Raw genomic sequence first — 17,571 nt, 5'->3', positions numbered from 1 at the left:
CGGCGTGAACGCGCAATGTTGCCGGGTGATGATGAGTTCGAAAATAGGCACATCAACTATACGGATGTGTTGCGAGGATACTATTTTCTGGTTGATTTATGGCGGCCCCGGTTTTCTTGGACACGAAAATGAGGTAAATCTAGGTGTTCAAGGAGGTCGTCAATGGAAAAGGATGTCAGTGTCTCCGGTGCGGCGGAAGGAGAGCGTAGCTCGACTGGAGCAGCACCGGAAGTCAAACGTTGGAGCGCCAACCGCAAAAAGGAGGTTGTCCTGCGGTTGATGCGCGGTGAACCAATCGATGCCTTGTCCCGTGAGTTGGGCATCGAAATCTATCGCCTGGAAGAGTGGCATCAGAAAGCACTCCAGGGGATAGAATCTGCTCTCAAGGCTCGTGAAGGTGATCCGTTGGCAGCGGAACTCGATGCAGCCTTCAAGCGCATCGGTGAGATCACCATGGAAAACGAGCTACTGCGGGAGAAAGCGAGGCGTGCCCACCCTTTGGCCCAGAGGAGATCGAAGAAATGAGTGCTACGATCTCCCCTGCCACCGGTAAAGCCTATGGCGTTCAGCGCGTCTGCCTTGCCTGGGGAGTGCCCCGCTCGTCGTTCTATAGCCGTGCAGGCAGAAAAACATTGCCTGCTGTACTGCTCAAGCGTGGTCCAAAAACACCGCTCTCTGACGACGAGGTACTTTCTCTCATCCGGACCGACCTGGAGACATCCCCCTTTGTCGGCGAAGGGCACCGTAAGGTCTGGGGACGACTACGCTTCGTCAAAGGGATAAAAGTCGGCCGCAAACGAGTGTTGCGTCTCATGCGGGAGAACAATCTGCTCTCCCCTCACCGGGTTGTTCAGGGACAGCCCAAGGACCACGCCGGCAAGATCATCACGGCGGCCCCCAACGTCATGTGGGGTACCGATGGCACCAAGATCTTCACCCTGGAAGAAGGGTGGTGCTGGTTGTTTACCGCCGTCGAGCATTGGAATGCCGAGTGCGTCGGTTGGCATGTGACCAAGAATGGCGACCGGTTTGCCGCATTGCAGCCGCTCGCCATGGGAATCAAGGCCCGTTTCGGCTCGGTCGGTGCCGCTGCTGCTCGAGGGTTGGCACTGAGGATGGATCACGGCAGCCAATACCTCTCAGAGCATTTCCAGAATCAGATCAAGTTCTGGGGAATTGCCCCAAGTTTCTCATTTGTTGCCGAACCGCAGACCAACGGGGTGACGGAACGGTTTAATCGGACTATCAAAGAGCAGGTCATCTATGGCCGCCATTACCGCACAATCGAAGAAGTAAGGATGGCAGTAGCTGACTTCATGGATCGTTACAACCGGCTGTGGCTGGTTGAAAAGCTCGGGTTCAGAAGCCCACGACAGGCTTTCGAGGAGTATCAACTCAAGAAGGCTGCGTGACTCTTATCTTGTGTCCAGGGTACCGGGCGCGCTACAAACACAATATCGAGCTATTACTTTTAGAGAATTAAAAGCCGTTCTACAGAAACATGCCTGCGACATAGATGATCCTTATCATAATTCTATAAGTGTTTATCAGAGCAAAGAAGTCAGTGCATGGCTAGGGTTTAAGAAAAGGACTGAACGTGTAAAGGTTGGGACAATCGGTTTTCCTTCATGGACCAAGCAAGTATCGGAAAAAGATATAAGTCATGTGAGAAAAGTAACTGGCCTAACTAAAGAAAATGGTATTGATTCTATTGTTTTTTATGGCGGAGGTGAGCCAGTGTACAAGCTAATTGAACAGTTTGAAAAACCTCTGATTAGGTTAAAGGATAAATAGCGCCTGCAACGTGATTCGGGTCGGACCAAGACAACCTATCGACATTCCGACACTTACACCTCTTTTTCGGAGGATTTTTACTCTTAGATGAGTATTTTCAAGGTCATAATCGAGCACTCGACATGGCACGAGTGAATCGGCACTACATACGGGGTCAGGTGTGGCACATCACACACCGGTGCCAGCCCATGAGAAGAGTTTATGACAGTTGACGACATCAATCTTTGTAGTTCATGTAACGAGCCAATTGTAAGCGACGGCCCCAATGGTGAGCGCTGCCCCTGTCCCAAGTGTGGCTCTTTGAATCGCCAAATTTTTCTTCGCGGCACGAGCTCAGGGAGGTCCACGTTGACAGCTGAGCTAACTGTTGTGACGTATCCGCAGGCACTCCTGACCTTTGCAGAAGGCCTTCTTATATCAGAGCAACCGGGGATCGCAGTAGTCGTTGCCCACATGGCGGCCGAACTTGCCGCTGAACGGAGCTTCTCGGAAGCTTTCGGGAACCGTGGTCTCACATACCTCGAAGACCCCATCACCGAATTCTTCCCCAGCTACAATCTTGCTAACGACCGGGTTCGTCGAATCTTTACAGCGCTTACTGGCAACAACTTAGAGAAGTTTGACTTTTGGCCCGCGTTCAAGACGTCGAGTGCTCGACGTAACAAAATTGTCCACGAGGGCGGGCGTTGTTCCCACGCGGAGGCGACCGAAAGTATCAAGGCAGTGCGTGAGCTAGTCGAACACCTTGGGAAGTACCTTTCAAGCTGATCGGAGTGGGGTATGCCGTTGCCCACGTGTGAAACGTGATTCGAGTCGGACCAAGCCAACCTCCTGATATTTAATCAATTATGGATGCTTTTTACCCTTAGAAGCGCATTTTCAGGGTCATAATCGAGTATGGGACAGCAGATATTATAAAGGTAATAAGACATTGACAGAATATAAGTATTATCTTTGATTGCCCTAGCTGGCATAGGGTCATCAGGACCAACTATGACAATATTGAGCATATATTTGGATATAGCCAACTTTTACTACGGCTTAACTAGTAGTACTCGATAGCTAACATAATTAACTCAAAGGTGACATTATGGCCAAGTCGAATTTTGAAATGTACACAGGCCTGTACGAGATGCTTGTTATTTTAATTGTTTCATATATTGTTTACTGGAAAGCAAAGAAAGGTAAAGTCGTTGCTGACTCACGTTTCTGGTTAAAACTGATATTTATATTTTGGATACTTTTACCTTATGTGTTTATAGCTGATTTGCAATTAAGTATTAAATTATTGATAGGTTTGATTACATTAGCTGCAGGTATTATCTATGGATTTGGCCTTGTGACTCTTACTCATAAAATAGGTAAAAAGCATACATAAAATTGAGCAGTCTCTTTAATGCGGTGTTATTGCCTTTACGCGAGGTGCTAACTTGCAAGCGAGCTTGGTGTTTCATCGTCAAGGAAGGACATCACGAAGTGAACTGAAATACATGGGAATAATGGGACAGGCACCTAATTGATAACGTAGCGGGCAGCGAAGATGGAAAAGAGTTAATTGGTGCCCGTCCCCTTATTCCCATTCTGATTTTTCAGGGCAATCCGACAGTTACAACCTAAATGCGATTCCCCAGAAGGCCCTTAGACGCCGACCGGGGCTGAAAAGCGCCCCGGCGCGGGTCAAGTCCCAGCCCGCTCAGCACAACACTTAGGAAATCATACCATGAGACGCGCACACAAAATCCTGCTCTTGATCCTGATGACCATCGTCCTGACAACCATGTGCGGCTGTGGCGGAAGTGGAAGCTCCGGCAACGGCAACAGCAAGGGTACCGGCAGCCTGACCGGCAGCGGCAAATAGAAGGGATGGGGCAGTGTAATGAGCAGAATCATTCCATTGATTGTTGGCGCGGTTCTCTTTTGTTTTTCAGCGGCCAGCTACGCGTTGCCGGCTCAACTACCGTTGAGCAAGGATCTTACGGTCCGGCTTTCAGCCCTCAGCGCCCAGGGAGAGTTGCAGACAGTGGCCGAGGTGGTGGCCAGGACCGACGCGCTCGGCAAGATAGCCTTTGATTTTTCGACGGTTCCATCTTCGGCAACGACACCGTTCCTGCATATCCGGATCATGGACGGCGAGAATGTGTTGCGGCAGGCGATCGTGCCGAGCCCGCAACCCGGCGGGACCGTTGATGCGGGCGTGAGCGAAGTGACCGATCTGCAGGCGCGGGCACTGCTGAAGGCCACGGCCCTGTCGGGCAGGCTGACGCCGGTGCATATGCTGGTTGCCCATACGCTTCTGCGAACGCCCACGATCAGCACAACGGATGCCGAAGCCATAGGTTCCGCCATTGTGGCCGGCGCCGATGCCCTGTTCGCTGTTCTGGCAACGGATGGCCTGAGCTCCGAGCAGCATGCCGCATTTCTGGGGTCACTAAGAAACGGACTGGCCGATGCCGCAGGGATTTATCGCAAATCGGTCGATGATTCGATCGTGTTCGATCAGAACGTCGAGGCATACCGGCGGGGCGAGGCGTATGCGGTACTCCTGCAGTCGTTGATCGACGCCGGCATTGATGCGGGAATAAACCTGGAAACCGTCTCAACTGCTTTTGCGGCGGCCGGAGCGGCAACAGAGGCGACACTGGAGAGCAATCTCGCTGTCGGGGCTGTTGCGAGGGCAGGCATGCGGCTGGGGTATGTCACCGGCATGTTGAGTCTGAGCAATTACAGGTCGATTCGGGAACTGGTTGCCGGCTTCAGACATGCCGGTTTTTCGCCGCCGAGGTTTTCCAGACTCCATTCCGTATTCGATCTGGTGTGGCAGGACACAACCACCAGCCTTAAGGCAGCGGATCGTGACCTGCTGGCAAGCTCATCGGAAAACGACCTCCAAGGATTGAGAATCCAGGAATTCAATGCCGCAGCAAGGCGGGATGTGCAGATGCTGAAGCTTGCGCTTGAAAGTTATGATCTTCGCACAATTCCGGAGTCTGTTGAGCTCATGCTGGAAATCACTTCGCGCATGGCGGGCCAGGGTGGGGTAATGGCCGGAATGACTCCTGAACACCTGATGGAAATTCTTGGGAGATCGACATCGGCATCTCCGGAGTCGCCCCCCGTGCCGGTTGACGTGCCAACCCTGACGCCCTACGAGTTGGCGGCCTGGGCATATATTCACACGGAGCCCGGGTTTGCGTATACCCCGATTGCGGGACTCATCGACCAGCTTGAGAGCAAGCCGACGGCCCCCCCTCAGTTCGACAAACTGGCAGAGCCCTACAAATCCCTGGCATTGTTGACGTACGATCTTATTTTGATCAGCAGATTGTATTGGCAGGAACAACAGAATGCCGAAACCGCCCTTGAGGCGAACCAAACGGATCCGCCACGCTGGCACCCCCTTGCCACTATTCGGCAGATATCTGAAAACAATCGCCAACGATTGGCCCTGGCCCGCCGGCATATATCCGGCGTTTCACCGGAAGCGAAAGACGCCTTGATCTATCTGGTACATGCGAACCGGTTCGTCAGGTTTTAGTCGTACCGTGAGGAGTGACCCGACGGGATGCTCTTTTCTATTTATCTAAAGGCGCAAAAGAAAAATAAACATGAATATCCCCTCGCGAAGGTTCGCGACCCTGAGCACCCTGGGGACAAAATTCTTTTCGCGAACGGTAACTCAGCCGGACACAAGGGGCCCGGCAGCCTTCCATCCGGGCCAAAACGTTTAATAACCCGCTTGCTTATTTAACGTTTTGAGCGGCCTGACGCGCCGCCTCACGCCAGCCCGAAGGCCCACGCCAGCCCCACCACCACGAAGACCGACGGCAGCAGGTTGCCGACCGGGATTCTCTTCAACTCCATCATGTCGAGGGCAATGGCCACGATCAGCAGGCCGCCGGCGGCGTTCATCTCCACGATGACCGGTTCGGTCAGCACCCCCCTGGCCACGTCGGCGGCCAGGGTGATTCCGCCCTGGTAGAGGGCCACGGGCAGCGCGGCGAACAGGACGCCGATGCCGAGGGTGGAGGCCAGGGCAATGGAGGCGACGCCGTCAAGGGCGGCCTTGGCGTAGAGGATGGAGGGCTTGTCGCCGAGGCCGTCCTGGAGCGAGCCCATGATGGCCATGGCGCCGACGCAGTAGAGCAGGCTCGCGGAGACGAACCCCTCGGCGATGTTGCCGGCGCTGGAGAAGCGCGCCTGGAGCCAGCGGCCGAAGTCCTCCAGCCGGGCCTCGATCTGGAGCATCTCGCCGAGGATGCCGCCGATGATCAGCCCGCCGATCACCAGGAGCGGCTGGCGGCTCTTGAGCGCCAGCTGCAGGCCGATCAAGAGGACGGTCAACCCCAGCCCCGCCATGACCGTCCGGCGCGTCCGGGCAGGGACGAAGCGGCCGGCATAGCGGCCGATGAGGGCGCCGGCGCAGATGGTGGCGACGTTGGCGATGGTTCCGGTGAGAATCATGGGCGTGGCGCTCCTTGCGGGGAAGTGCCGCCGTGATAGCATGGCAGCCGGAAACTGGCAATGAAAAATACCGCGGCCGCGCCATGCGAGAACAGGGCGGCGCCGTCGGGCTCGGGGACAAAATTCTTTGTATGCACGGTAAACCCGAGCCGGCGTCGTACGTTGTCCATAACTAAACCGGCCATGCCCCGACCGGGAACCCGGGTGACAATCAAGAGCCATGGATACCAACAACACACACAAGACAAAATGCGACCTCAACCTCGAAGAAGACGTGTCCATCCACATCTTCACCGCCTCGGCGGCCATGGTGGGGGTCTGCCTCACGGTCATCGGGCTGCTGCGCGTGGCGCTGACCATCCGCGGGGGAGTAACCCTGGCGGATGACATGCTCGCACTCGATGCGTTCCTCTTCCTTGCGTCGTGCATCCTCTCCTATTTCGCGCTTCGTACGCGCAGCTCCCGCAGGATGCATCGCGTGGAGCGCTGGGCCGATTCCATCTTCATTACGGGGCTGGTCCTGATGGTGTCCGTGTGTGCCATTATCGTGTATGAAATCGTGTAGATCTCCCGGAGGCGTTATGACGAGAATACTGGCGGTCGCTCTCCTGCTGACGACGGCGTGCGCCCAGGCCGGCGGCGGCCTGCTGTCGGCCCCGACCACGGTGGTCCCCTGCTCCGCCCCCTGGAACCAGGCGGTCGAAGAGAGTGTGCCGACCGGCGACGGACAGGGGCACGGCCCGGACATCGGTTCCGAGGAGTGGAAATCTGCGATCGAGTTCAGGCTGGGGGTCCGGGGCAACCCGGACGTGCCGGATCGTACCGGCGACGCCTGGTGCGGGTATATCGACCGGCTCGTGCGCGAGCGAGCCCCGGCCGGGGCAACCGCGCCGGAGGGGCCGTCGTACGACTGCGACACAGTGACGCCCGGCAGCATCGAGGCGCTGGTCTGCGGGGACAGGGAACTGTCCGCCCTCGACCGGAAGCTGGCCGACGTGTACGCGGCCGCCTCAGCCAGGGCGGTGAACGAACACCCGCCGCGTCTCGGGGCGGAGCAGCGGGGCTGGATCAAGGGGCGCAACGACTGCTGGAAGAGCGACACGGTGCGTGAGTGCGTCCGGGACGAGTACCTGCGCCGGACCGCCGAGCTGCAGGCAACGTACCGGCTGGTGCCGGGCATCGGCCCGGTCCGTTTCGTGTGTGATGGCAATCCTGCCAACGAGGTCGTGGCCACCTTCTTCCAGACCGAGCCCGCAACGCTGATCGCGGAACGTGGCGACGAGGTGTCGCTGATGTTCGTCCAGCCGAGCGGGAGCGGCGCAAAGTACCAGGGCCGCAACGAGACCTTCTGGGAGCACCAGGGCGAAGCCTCGATCACCTGGGGCTACGGCGCGCCGGAGATGCGCTGCGTCAAGGCGCCCTAGCCTGCTGCTTTGCCTCTCCAACTGAAAAGGCCCGCTTGCGCGGGCCTTTTCAGTTGGGGAACATACCTACTCTGGGCCGCTCAGGCCAGCCGGAACTGCTGCACCATGCCCTGCATATCTTCCGACAACCGAGACAGGGAGTTGGCCGCGGCCACCGTGTCCTGGGCGCCGCGGGCCGTATCCTGCACCACCTGGCTGATCTGGTGCATGTTGTTGCTGATCTCGCCGGTGGTGGCGGTCTGCTCTTCGGCAGCCGTGGCGATCTGGCTGATTTGGTTGGTGACGTCGCCGATCTTGGCCAGGATCATCTGCAGGGCCTGCCCGGAGCGGGCCGCCTCGGCCGTGCCGGCCTGGACGTCCGACACCCCTTCTTCCATGGAGTGGACCGCGCTCTGGGTATCGTGCTGGATGGCCCGGATCATCTCGCTGATCTGGCGGGTCGCCTTGCTGGTCCGCTCGGCCAGGGCCCGCACTTCGTCGGCCACCACGGCAAAGCCCCGCCCCTGCTCGCCGGCCCGGGCCGCCTCGATTGCTGCGTTCAGGGCCAACAGGTTGGTCTGATCGGCGATATCCTCAATGGTGCCGATGATCTCGCCGATCTCTTCACTGCGCACCCCCAGCCCCTCGACGGTTTTCGCCGAGGCGTGGACCCGCTCGGCAATGCGGTCCATGGCTGCAATGGCCGCCTGCACCACCTGGGCGCCCCCCTCGGCAGCATCATTGGCCTGGGTGGACCCCTCTGCCGCGGTGACGCAATTGTGGGCAATGTCGTTGGATGTGGCCGCCATCTCCTCGCCCGCGGTGGCGATGGTTTCAGCCTGGGCCGCCACCTCTTCGGAGGCCGTGGCCATTTGTTCGGCCGTGGCGTGGAGTTGGGCAGAGGCGGAGGCAACCGACCCGGCAGCCTGTGCCAACTGGCCAATAATTTTACCGATTTTTTCAGCTGTTACGTTCAACTCGCGGCCCAGCAACCCCATCTCGTCCCGGCTGTCGATCTCGGCCCGGGCGGTCAGATCCCCCGCGGCCACCCGCTGCAGCACTTCGAGAATCCGGTTCAGCGGCCCGCTGATGGATGAGGCGATGGCCAGACCGGCCACGGCGGAGACGGCGACCACCACCATGAGGATGACTCCCATGACCAAGACCGATCTGCGGTAGGACGCCATGTCCGCGTCGTACACTTCACCGCCTTCCTTGATGCTGATCTCGACCAGTTCCGCAAGTGCCTGCGCCGGCTTGTTGTAGAGCGGGGCCGCGGTGGTTACGGCATATCGCACGGCTTCCTCGCGCCCTGCGGCGTTTCCCGTTTCGGCGGCTGCCTTGGCCATGGCCGCCGACTTGGTGCCCTCGGCAAGGTATGCCTCATAGCCGTCACGGAATTCCGTAATTTTTTTCTTTTCTTCCGCGGCAAAATTGTGGTGCTCCAGGGAAGCCAGGCGTTCCTTGATCCTGGCGGCGGCCGCGCCGAAGTCCCGCTCTTTTTCGGCCAGCTTGGCGGAATCGGTCAGCGCCAGCATGTAGACGATCGCCAAGCGCATCTCCAGGAAGTCGTTCTTCATTGCCGACAGGGTGGCCACGGACTTCTGCTCCTCGTTGAGCTCGCCGAGGCTTTTGCCCATGCTCCTCATCCCGCCAAACCCCAGCAGCCCGACCGCAATCAGGCCGACGCAACATACCAGAATCAACGTGAAAATCTTGTACTTCACCTTGAGGCTTTGCCATGCGGCCATAATTGCTTCCTCCCGAACTGGATCGTGTGTGGTCACCGACCGATCAATGTATCGGCGCTTCCCTGAGGCGTATCAGGACTTTCCTGATACGCCTCAGTTATTCCCTGATACTTATCGAGAGAGATGTATATTTCTTTAGTAATTTTTTCTTTTTTTTCGTCCGGAATCAGACTATGTATGAAAACTATTTTATGCTGCAAATGCTTTCAACAACTTATCCATATTCATTGAATTATCACGCCATCTCACTCCAAAAGAAGCCCTGCCGATATCCCGGCAGGGCTTCTTTGCAGCATCAAATGGAACACCCCGATGGTGCCTGATTGTCCGCTTCTGGCCGATGCGGGGGTAGGTTCCCATGATGTCATTGATGCAGTCGATGGGCTTGGCACTGCCGGGTGTGGCCTCGTTGAACACACGGGCACAGCTCTCTGCAGCCAGTGCCTGAAACGCTGCCGACAGATCAACTGCGACTGACAGTCCGTTGTGTCGTGACACCCATTCACCATCTCTCAATTTTCGGCAAGGGGTATGCAATAAACGGATGCCGGACAGGCCTAATGCATCGGTTTGCTGTAATGAGATTCTTCCTCCGCCAACTGCGCATTTCAGGGCCAACCCGCCAGCCCCGGCCTTTTACAGACAAAATTTATTAGCCATACAAAATAAGATATGCATTAATTAGCCGAATCATGCCAGTCTGGCGACGAGTCAATATTCCAACGCTTTGCATACAAATCACCCAATTTTGTCACCGTAAACCACCCATGAATTGATGAAGGCATGTGCCGCGAGGCACCGTTATTCAAGGAGGAAGCATCGTGCACAATCAAACCCGTTCGGCGACCGTATTCACTCCGCTCCAGCGACCAATCAGCCGGTTTCCGGGCCGCTGCCGTCCCCTGGGCACCCTCGGGATAGTGCTGGGGGTGATCCTTGCGCTCATGGTCATCCTTGGCGGCGTCGCCCAGGCGGCCATCACGGCCCGGATCACCATGACCACCTACCCGGAGTTCGCCTCGCAGAACACGCCCCCGGGCCATATCACCTTCATGCGGGCGTCCATCCCCAATGCGGGGAATAACTATGATGCCGCCGTGGCCTGGCAGGACATCACCGGCAACGTCACCAACCTGGCGGTGAACCTGGGGACGACCCCCGGCTACTTCACCATGGGGTTCAACGACAATTCCTACATGAGTGCCTCATCATGCACGAGCAACGTGAACTTCTCCACCTCGTCGGCCTACATGACCGACGGCGGCTCCTTCGACGTGCTCATCACCTGCACCGTGCCCGACACCACGCCGCCTACCCCCCAGAGCGCCGCCACCAATGCCGCGGGCACCACGGTCACCATCACCTTTGACGAGAGCATCGAGGCCAGCGACGGGTGGGCTTCCACCACCGACTTCACCGTCACGGTCAATTCCACGCCGGTTGCTGTCAGCGGCCTGAGCTTCAGCGGCGCGTCCGTGACCCTGACCCTGGCAACGCCGGTCGGCATCGGCCAGACCGTGAAGGTGGGCTTCGACGACAGCAACATGGGCCTCGTCGACGCTGCCTGGAACCAGGTGGCTTCCTTCTCAAACCTGGCCGTGACCAACAATTCAACGGTGGTCACCAACGCTGCCCCGACCTTCGTCGGTGCGACCACGGCGCTGACCGTTAACGCCAACTCCGGCGCCGCGGATATCAAGGGCCTGCTGCACGTCAGCGACAGCGACGGCAGCCAGACCCTGACCTGGTCCCAAAACACGGCGCCGAGCCATGGCTCCCTCAGCTTCGCAGGGGCAACGGCGTCGTCCGGCTCCGCCGACATCACCCCCGGCGGCACCATCACCTACACGCCCGCTGCCAATTACGCCGGAAGCGACAGTTTTGCCGTCAGGGTCAGCGACGGCACCGACACGGCTACCCGGACGATCACGGTAACCATCAATGCCGTGGCCCCCGGCGCGCCGACCATCGGCGCCGCTACGGCCGGCGACACGCAGGTCTCGGTCGCCTTCACCGCCCCGGCCAGCACCGGCGGCGCCGCCATCACCGGCTACACGGCCACGGCCAGCCCCGGCGGCGCGACCGGCACCTGCGCCTCCTCGCCCTGCACCGTCACCGGCCTGACCAACGGCACCGCCTACACCTTCACGGTCGCCGCCACCAACAGCGCCGGCACCGGCAGCGCCTCGGCGGCCTCCAACAGCGCTACCCCCAAGGCCGCCCAGACCATCACCTTCACCAATCCCGGCGGCCAGAACTTCGGCACCACCCCGACCCTGACCGCCACCGCAACCTCCAACCTGGCAGTCAGCTTCAGCTCTGCGACCGTCGGGCTCTGCACCATCACCAGCGAGGGAGCGCTCACGTTTGTCGCCACCGGCACTTGTACCATCGAGGCCAACCAGGCGGGGAACAGCGTGTACGCCCCCGCCCCGACGGTCTCCCGGTCGTTCGCCGTGAACGCCGTGGCGCCGGGCGCGCCGACCATCGGCAGCGCCACCGCCGGCAACGCCCAGGCCTCCGTGACGTTCACCGCCCCGGCCAGCACCGGCGGCGCCACCATCACCGGCTACACGGCGACCAGCAATCCCGGCGGCCTCACCGGCACCTGTGTCGGCTCACCCTGTACGGTAACGGGGCTGACCAACGGCACCGCCTACACCTTCACCGTCACCGCCACCAACAGCGCCGGGACGGGTTCCGCCTCCGCCGCCTCCAACAGCGTCACCCCCAAGGCCGCCCAGACCATCGCCTTCGCCAATCCCGGCGCCAAGAACTTCGGCACCACCCCGACCCTGACCGCCACCGCCACCTCCGGGCTGACGGTCAGCTTCACATCCGCGACCACCGAAGTCTGCACCATCACCAGTGGGGGAGCGCTCAGCTTTGTCACTGCCGGCATCTGCACCATCAATGCCGATCAGGCGGGCGACAGCTCCTATCTGGCAGCGACGACGGTCAGCCAATCATTCGCCGTGAACGCCGTGGTGCCGGGCGCGCCGACCAGCGTCACCGCATCCCCCGACGACGGCCAAGCCACGGTCTCCTTCACCGCCCCGGCCAGCACCGGCGGCGCCGCCATCACCGGCTATACGGTCACCTCCACCCCCGGCAGCATCACCGGTACCTGCGCCGCCTCGCCCTGCCTCATCACCGGTCTGACCAACGGCACCGCCTACACCTTCACCGTCACCGCCACCAACAGCGCCGGGACGAGTTCCGCCTCCGCCGCCTCCAACAGCGTTACCCCAACCCCTGGACCGGCGGTGATCAGCGTCGCCGTGCCGGCAAACGGCAGCTACGGCACCGGCAGCAGCCTCGACTTCACCGTCACCTGGGACAGCACCGCCACCATCACCGGCACGCCGCGCATTGCCCTGACAATCGGGGGCACCACCGTCTACGCCGATTACGCCAGCAGCCCCACCGCCACCACCAGCCTGTTCCGCTATGTTGTCACGGCAGGGAAAAACGACACCGACGGCATCACCATCGGTGCCCTCACCCTCAACGGCGGCTCGATCCGGAACAGCAGCGGCGTCGATGCCACCCTGACCCTCAACAGCGTCGCCTCGACAACCGGCGTCCTGGTCGATACCACCATACCCACGGTCAGTTCGGTCACCGTCCCCGGCAACGGCACCTACACCGCCGGCCAGAATCTGGACTTCACTGTCAGCTTCAGTGAGAACGTCACGGTCACCGGCACCGACTCCACCCTCGGGCTGACCGTCGGCGCTGCCGCGCGGACGGCCACCTACCTGGCGAAGACCGCCACCGCCATCACCTACCGCTACCCGGTGCAAAGCGGCGATCTCGACAGCGATGGCATCACCGTCGGCGGCCTGGCCTTGAACGGCAGCACGATCATCGATGTCGCCGGCAATGGCGCCAACCTGACCCTCAATGGCGTCGGCGCCACGGCCGGCGTGTTGGTGGATGCCGAGGCACCGGCTGTCACCGCTTTCACCGTTGCCGCCCGTGCCGCCGGTCTCACCGTGCCAATCGCATCGTTTACCGCTGCCGACGGCAGCGGCTCCGGGGTCGCCGGCTACCTGATCACCACCTCCGACACCCCTCCGCCGGCCGGAGATCCGGGCTGGTCCGCTCTCGCGCCGACAACCTATGCCGTCGCCACGGTCGGTACCTACACCCTCTATCCCTGGGTCAAGGACGCTGCGGGGAATGTGTCGGCCGTCCATGGCGCACCGGCAACAGTGGGGGTCTACCCGGTGCTGTACGCGGTGCCGGGCGGCCGGGAGAGCGGCTTCTGCGAAAGCTGGGCAAACGCCTGCGAACTGCGCTACGCCCTGGCCAACGCGGTGAACGGGCAGGATATCTGGGCGGCGGCCGGCACCTATACGCCAACCGCCGGCACCGACCGCAGCGCTACCTTCCAACTCGTATCGGGGGTGGCGCTGTATGGCGGCTTTGCCGGAACGGAAACCGCCCGTGCAGAACGTAATTTCAGGGCCAACGTAACGATCCTGAGCGGTGACCTGGGCGCCCAGGGCACCGCCGGCGACAACTCCTACCATGTGGTCACCGGCGCGGACAGCGCTACCCTGGACGGCTTTACCATCAGCGGCGGCAACGCCAGCGGGAATTTGCAGGACGGCTACGGTGGCGGAATGTACAACGACTACATCAACAGCCCGGCCGTCGCCAACTGCATCTTCACCGGAAACTATGCCAGCCTGGGCGGCGCGATGTTCAATCTCGGCTCCAGCCCGACCGTCACCAACTGTTCATTCAGCGGCAACACCGCCAGCTCCTACGGGGGCGGGATGTACAATACCGACGCCAACCCGGTGCTGACCAACTGCACCTTCAGCAACAATCTCTCCTACGGCTATGGTGGCGGGATGGTAAACGGCGCCCTCAGCAATCCGACGCTGACCAACTGCACCTTCAGCGGCAATGCAGCGAATATTTCGGGTGGCGGGATGTACAATACCCACGGGAACCCGTCAGTGAAGAACTGCACCTTCAGCGGCAATTCCGCCGGCACCTCGGGCGGCGGGATGTACAACGCCAACAATAGTCCGGTTGTTCGCAACAGTATTTTCTGGGGCAACAGCAACGGCGAAATCTCCGACAATGCCAGCACCCCCACCGTCTCGGACACTGTGGTGCAGGGCGGATATCCGGGTGGCAGCAACATCATGACCGCTGACCCGCTGCTCGCCCCGTTGGCCGACAATGGCGGTGTCACCCGGACCATGGCGCTTCTGTCCGGGAGTCCGGCCATTGATGCCGGCGATTGCAGCACCGGCCCGGCTGCCGACCAGCGCGGCATGAGCCGGCCCCAGGATGCCACCTGCGACATGGGTGCCTTTGAGCGGGGAGTGCCGGACGCCGTTGCCGTTGAGGGCGGAGCCGGCCAGTCAGCCGCGGTCAACGCCGCCTTTGCCGCGCCATTGCGGCTCAAGGTTACCGACTCCCTCGGCGCGGTCCTTGACGGGATCAACGTCGCTTTTGCCGGCCCGGGTTCCGGCGCCGGCATTGCGGCCGGCGGCCCGGCCACGACCGACTCCGCGGGAATCGCCTCCTTCACTGCCACGGCTAACGGCACCGTCGGTTCCTACTCGGTAACCGCCACGGTCGACAGTCTTAGCGCCGGTTTCCCGCTGACCAACATCAAGGGCGACCAGGCCATTTCCTTCAATCCCCCCGCCACTGCCACCTTCGGTGATGCGCCCATTACCCTCTCCGCCACCGGGGGGGCCTCGGGCAATCCGGTCACGTTCACCGTCGCCAGCGGCCCGGGCAGCCTCGCCGGCACCACCCTGACCATCACCGGCACCGGCAGCATTGTCGTCACCGCCTCCCAGGCGGGAAATGCCAACTACAACGCTGCCCCCGACGTCCAGCGGACCATCACCGTCGGCCAAGCCGGCCAGACCGTCGCCTTCGGCGCCGCGCCTACGGTCGTGGTTAACGGCAGCGGCACGGTCAGCGCCAGTGCCACCTCCGGCCTGACCGTGGCCTTCAGCTCCACCACCCCGGCGGTCTGCTCGGTCAGCGGCACGACCGTCACCGGCCTCACCGCCGGCAGCTGCACCATCGCCGCCAACCAGGCGGGCAACGCCAACTACAACGCGGCGCCCCAAATCACTCAGACCTTTGCCGTCGGCAAGGGAAGCCAGACCGTCTCCTTCGGTGCCGCGCCGTCCCTCACGGTCGGCGGCACCGCAACGCTCAGCGCCACCGCCACCTCTGGCCTGGCCGTAACCTTCGCCTCCGCCACCCCGACGGTCTGCTCGGTAGCAGGCTCCACCGTCACCGGCAAGGCTCTCGGTACCTGCTCCATCACCGCCAGCCAGCCGGGCAACGCCGACTACAACGCGGCGCCCCAGGCCATCCAGGGCATCACCGTGGTCTACGGCACCACCCCGCCGATGATGGCTCTTTCGATCCTGTCCGACAACGCCGTGACCACCGATACCACCCAGAATATCTGCGGCATAGCCACCGATCCGGCCGGCATCCGCTCGGTCACGGTCAATGACGAAGATGTCAGCGTCAATCCCGACGGCAGCTTCAGCTATCCGGTGCAACTGGTTGCCATGGCCAACTCGATCAGGATCGTGGTCACCAACAACGCCGGCATCAGCAGCGCAGTCACCAGGACCATCAACCTCGATGCCTCGGCACCTAGACTGACGGTCGCCTCCCCCGACGACAACGCCGTTATCTGGCAGCAACATATCACCGTGAGCGGCTCCGTCACCCCCCTCGACCCGACCACGGTCGTCAGCTGGTCGGTCAACGGTTCGGCGCCCCAGGTCGCCGCGCTCTCCGGCGTGGACTACTCCTTCACCACCAACCTGCAGGAGGGCATGAACACCATCCTGATCACCGCCTCCAATGCCGCCGGACAGACGGTCGAGACCAAGCGGACCGTCACCCGCGCCACGGTATTCTCCCTGGCCGTCACCGACCCGGCCGCAGACATCCGCACCGCGCTCGGCACCTATACCCTGACCGGAGAGGTGGCCGACAACACCAGCCCGGTTGCCGTCACCGTCGCCATGGACGGCCGGGTCTACACCCCGACGGTAGTCAATGGCGCCTTCCGGCAGCAGCTCACCTTCAGCGAGGCCAAGGTCTACCAGGTGGCGGTCACCGGGGTCGACCAGAACAGCAACACCCTGACCGTGCAACGCAACATCATCTACGCCCAGCCGTCGGCAACCGGGACCACCGGCGCCGGGGTCACCATCGTCGACGCCCTTCAGGCACTACGGATGACGGTGGGCATCATCAGACCGGACAGCAGCCAGATCGCCCGGCTGGACGTGGCGCCGATGGTCAACGGCGCCTCCGTGGGCGATGGCAGGATCGACATCACGGACGTCATCGTCATCCTGCGAATGGCTCTGGGCATGATTCACTGACACGCGATACGGCACACCACCGAAGGAGGATAGCATGAAGAGAACACGGTACCTGGTTGGCATAATCCTGACCGCAATCGCCCTGGCCGGCTGCGGCGACGACAAGAATGACACCGGCACGGCCGGCAGCGAGTACGTTTTCCCGGCCGGAACGGCGACCCTGGCCTTCACTGCCATGAGTACGGCCCAGCTTTCGGTCCCCGTCAGCGGCATTGAGCTTACCCTGGCCCTGCCGGCCGGCATGGGCGTCACCACGACCACCGGCGGCACGGGCCAGATCGTCAACTCCACGTTGACGCCGGGCAGCGCCCTGAGCGGGACCAACCTGGCCTACGGCAACTACTCGGCCTCCACGCGGAAGGCCTACCTCTCCATGGCCACCACCAGCTCCAGCTATCGTTCGGGCGAATTCCTGCGGCTGGCCTGCACCGTGGACACGGGGACAAGCATCACCCTGAGCGGGCTGCGGGCCCTCAACACGCCGGTAACCCTGGTCAGGGCGGTGGGCTACGATGCGCTCACCAACAGCACGGTGGACCTGACCGGCAAGCTCGCAGTGACCCTCGATGCCGTGAGGTAAGAGGCGGGAACCAGAGGGGCGCCCGCCGCCAGACAAAAAACGCCGCCTGCACGATGTTCGGCAGACGGCGTTTTTTTTTGCGCGGCTGATCTCGGCAGAGGTGAAAGCGGCGTGAAGTCCCGGCGCCGCTACGGCTCGATCTTCGTCCCCGGCAGTTTCAGGAAGCCCGCCCGCCGTACCGT

14 protein-coding genes are annotated in these 17,571 nt (G+C 61.2%); 11 read left to right on the top strand and 3 right to left on the bottom strand.

Annotated features, from left to right (window positions below; translation table 11 throughout):
• The first annotated feature begins 162 nt into the window (after positions 1–162).
• The 7 genes from GS_RS03810 (at position 163) to GS_RS03780 (ending at position 5,329) form a co-directional block, all read left to right on the top strand.
• Complete coding sequence (locus tag GS_RS03810; protein ID WP_010941222.1) at positions 163–525, top strand: IS3 family transposase ISGsu7; 363 nt, start codon at positions 163–165, stop codon at positions 523–525.
• Positions 522–1,412, top strand: coding sequence for an IS3 family transposase (locus GS_RS03805; RefSeq protein WP_010941223.1), 891 nt, complete (start codon positions 522–524; stop codon positions 1,410–1,412). The genes GS_RS03810 and GS_RS03805 overlap by 4 nt, the downstream gene beginning before the upstream one ends.
• A gap of 10 nt (positions 1,413–1,422) precedes the next feature.
• The gene (locus tag GS_RS03800) at positions 1,423–1,794 is read left to right on the top strand and encodes a hypothetical protein (protein ID WP_010941423.1); all 372 of its coding nucleotides are present in this window, start codon (positions 1,423–1,425) and stop codon (positions 1,792–1,794) included.
• Between the two features lie 348 nt (positions 1,795–2,142).
• The gene (locus GS_RS03795) at positions 2,143–2,562 is read left to right on the top strand and encodes a hypothetical protein (RefSeq protein ID WP_164930420.1); all 420 of its coding nucleotides are present in this window, start codon (positions 2,143–2,145) and stop codon (positions 2,560–2,562) included.
• Positions 2,563–2,884: 322 nt separating this feature from the next.
• Positions 2,885–3,172: a hypothetical protein gene (locus tag GS_RS03790; protein WP_010941421.1), complete on the top strand. Its 288-nt coding sequence runs from the start codon at positions 2,885–2,887 to the stop codon at positions 3,170–3,172.
• Between the two features lie 342 nt (positions 3,173–3,514).
• The gene (locus GS_RS03785) at positions 3,515–3,652 is read left to right on the top strand and encodes a lipoprotein (RefSeq protein ID WP_010941420.1); all 138 of its coding nucleotides are present in this window, start codon (positions 3,515–3,517) and stop codon (positions 3,650–3,652) included.
• Positions 3,653–3,670: 18 nt separating this feature from the next.
• Positions 3,671–5,329: a hypothetical protein gene (locus GS_RS03780; RefSeq protein ID WP_010941419.1), complete on the top strand. Its 1,659-nt coding sequence runs from the start codon at positions 3,671–3,673 to the stop codon at positions 5,327–5,329.
• Positions 5,330–5,568: 239 nt separating this feature from the next.
• Here the strand turns inward: GS_RS03780 and GS_RS03775 are convergent, their stop codons facing one another.
• Positions 5,569–6,255: a DUF554 domain-containing protein gene (locus GS_RS03775; protein ID WP_010941418.1), complete on the bottom strand. Its 687-nt coding sequence runs from the start codon at positions 6,253–6,255 to the stop codon at positions 5,569–5,571.
• Positions 6,256–6,475: 220 nt separating this feature from the next.
• Here GS_RS03775 and GS_RS03770 point away from each other — a divergent pair, with 220 nt between their 5' ends.
• Both GS_RS03770 and GS_RS03765 read left to right on the top strand, forming a co-directional pair.
• A complete protein-coding gene (locus tag GS_RS03770) occupies positions 6,476–6,820 on the top strand; it encodes a hypothetical protein (RefSeq protein ID WP_010941417.1) in 345 nt (114 codons plus the stop codon).
• A 16-nt stretch (positions 6,821–6,836) separates the two neighbouring features.
• The gene (locus GS_RS03765; RefSeq protein ID WP_010941416.1) at positions 6,837–7,679 is read left to right on the top strand and encodes an MliC family protein; all 843 of its coding nucleotides are present in this window, start codon (positions 6,837–6,839) and stop codon (positions 7,677–7,679) included.
• Positions 7,680–7,759: 80 nt separating this feature from the next.
• On the opposite strand, the gene GS_RS03760 is transcribed toward GS_RS03765, so the two are convergent.
• Positions 7,760–9,409 carry a methyl-accepting chemotaxis protein gene (locus GS_RS03760; RefSeq protein WP_010941415.1) on the bottom strand — a complete coding sequence of 550 codons (1,650 nt, stop codon included), beginning with the start codon at positions 9,407–9,409 and terminating at the stop codon, positions 7,760–7,762.
• Positions 9,410–9,598: 189 nt separating this feature from the next.
• Entirely contained in the window at positions 9,599–10,027 is a 429-nt protein-coding gene (locus GS_RS03755) for a hypothetical protein (protein WP_010941414.1), read from the bottom strand.
• A gap of 203 nt (positions 10,028–10,230) precedes the next feature.
• On the opposite strand from GS_RS03755, the gene GS_RS17685 reads away from it, so the two are divergent.
• Positions 10,231–16,809, top strand: a complete 6,579-nt coding sequence (locus tag GS_RS17685; protein WP_010941413.1) for a fibronectin type III domain-containing protein — start codon at positions 10,231–10,233, stop codon at positions 16,807–16,809.
• Positions 16,810–16,843: 34 nt separating this feature from the next.
• Positions 16,844–17,389 (top strand): lipoprotein, encoded by a 546-nt coding sequence (locus GS_RS03745; protein ID WP_010941412.1) that lies wholly within the window; start codon positions 16,844–16,846, stop codon positions 17,387–17,389.
• Positions 17,390–17,571: the final 182 nt, after the last annotated feature.

It is taken from the genome of Geobacter sulfurreducens PCA (genome assembly GCF_000007985.2).
GTDB classification, from domain to species: Bacteria; Desulfobacterota; Desulfuromonadia; order Geobacterales; family Geobacteraceae; genus Geobacter; species Geobacter sulfurreducens.
Note: the sequence above shows the minus strand (reverse complement) of the source record. Positions and strands in the feature narration are given on the sequence as shown.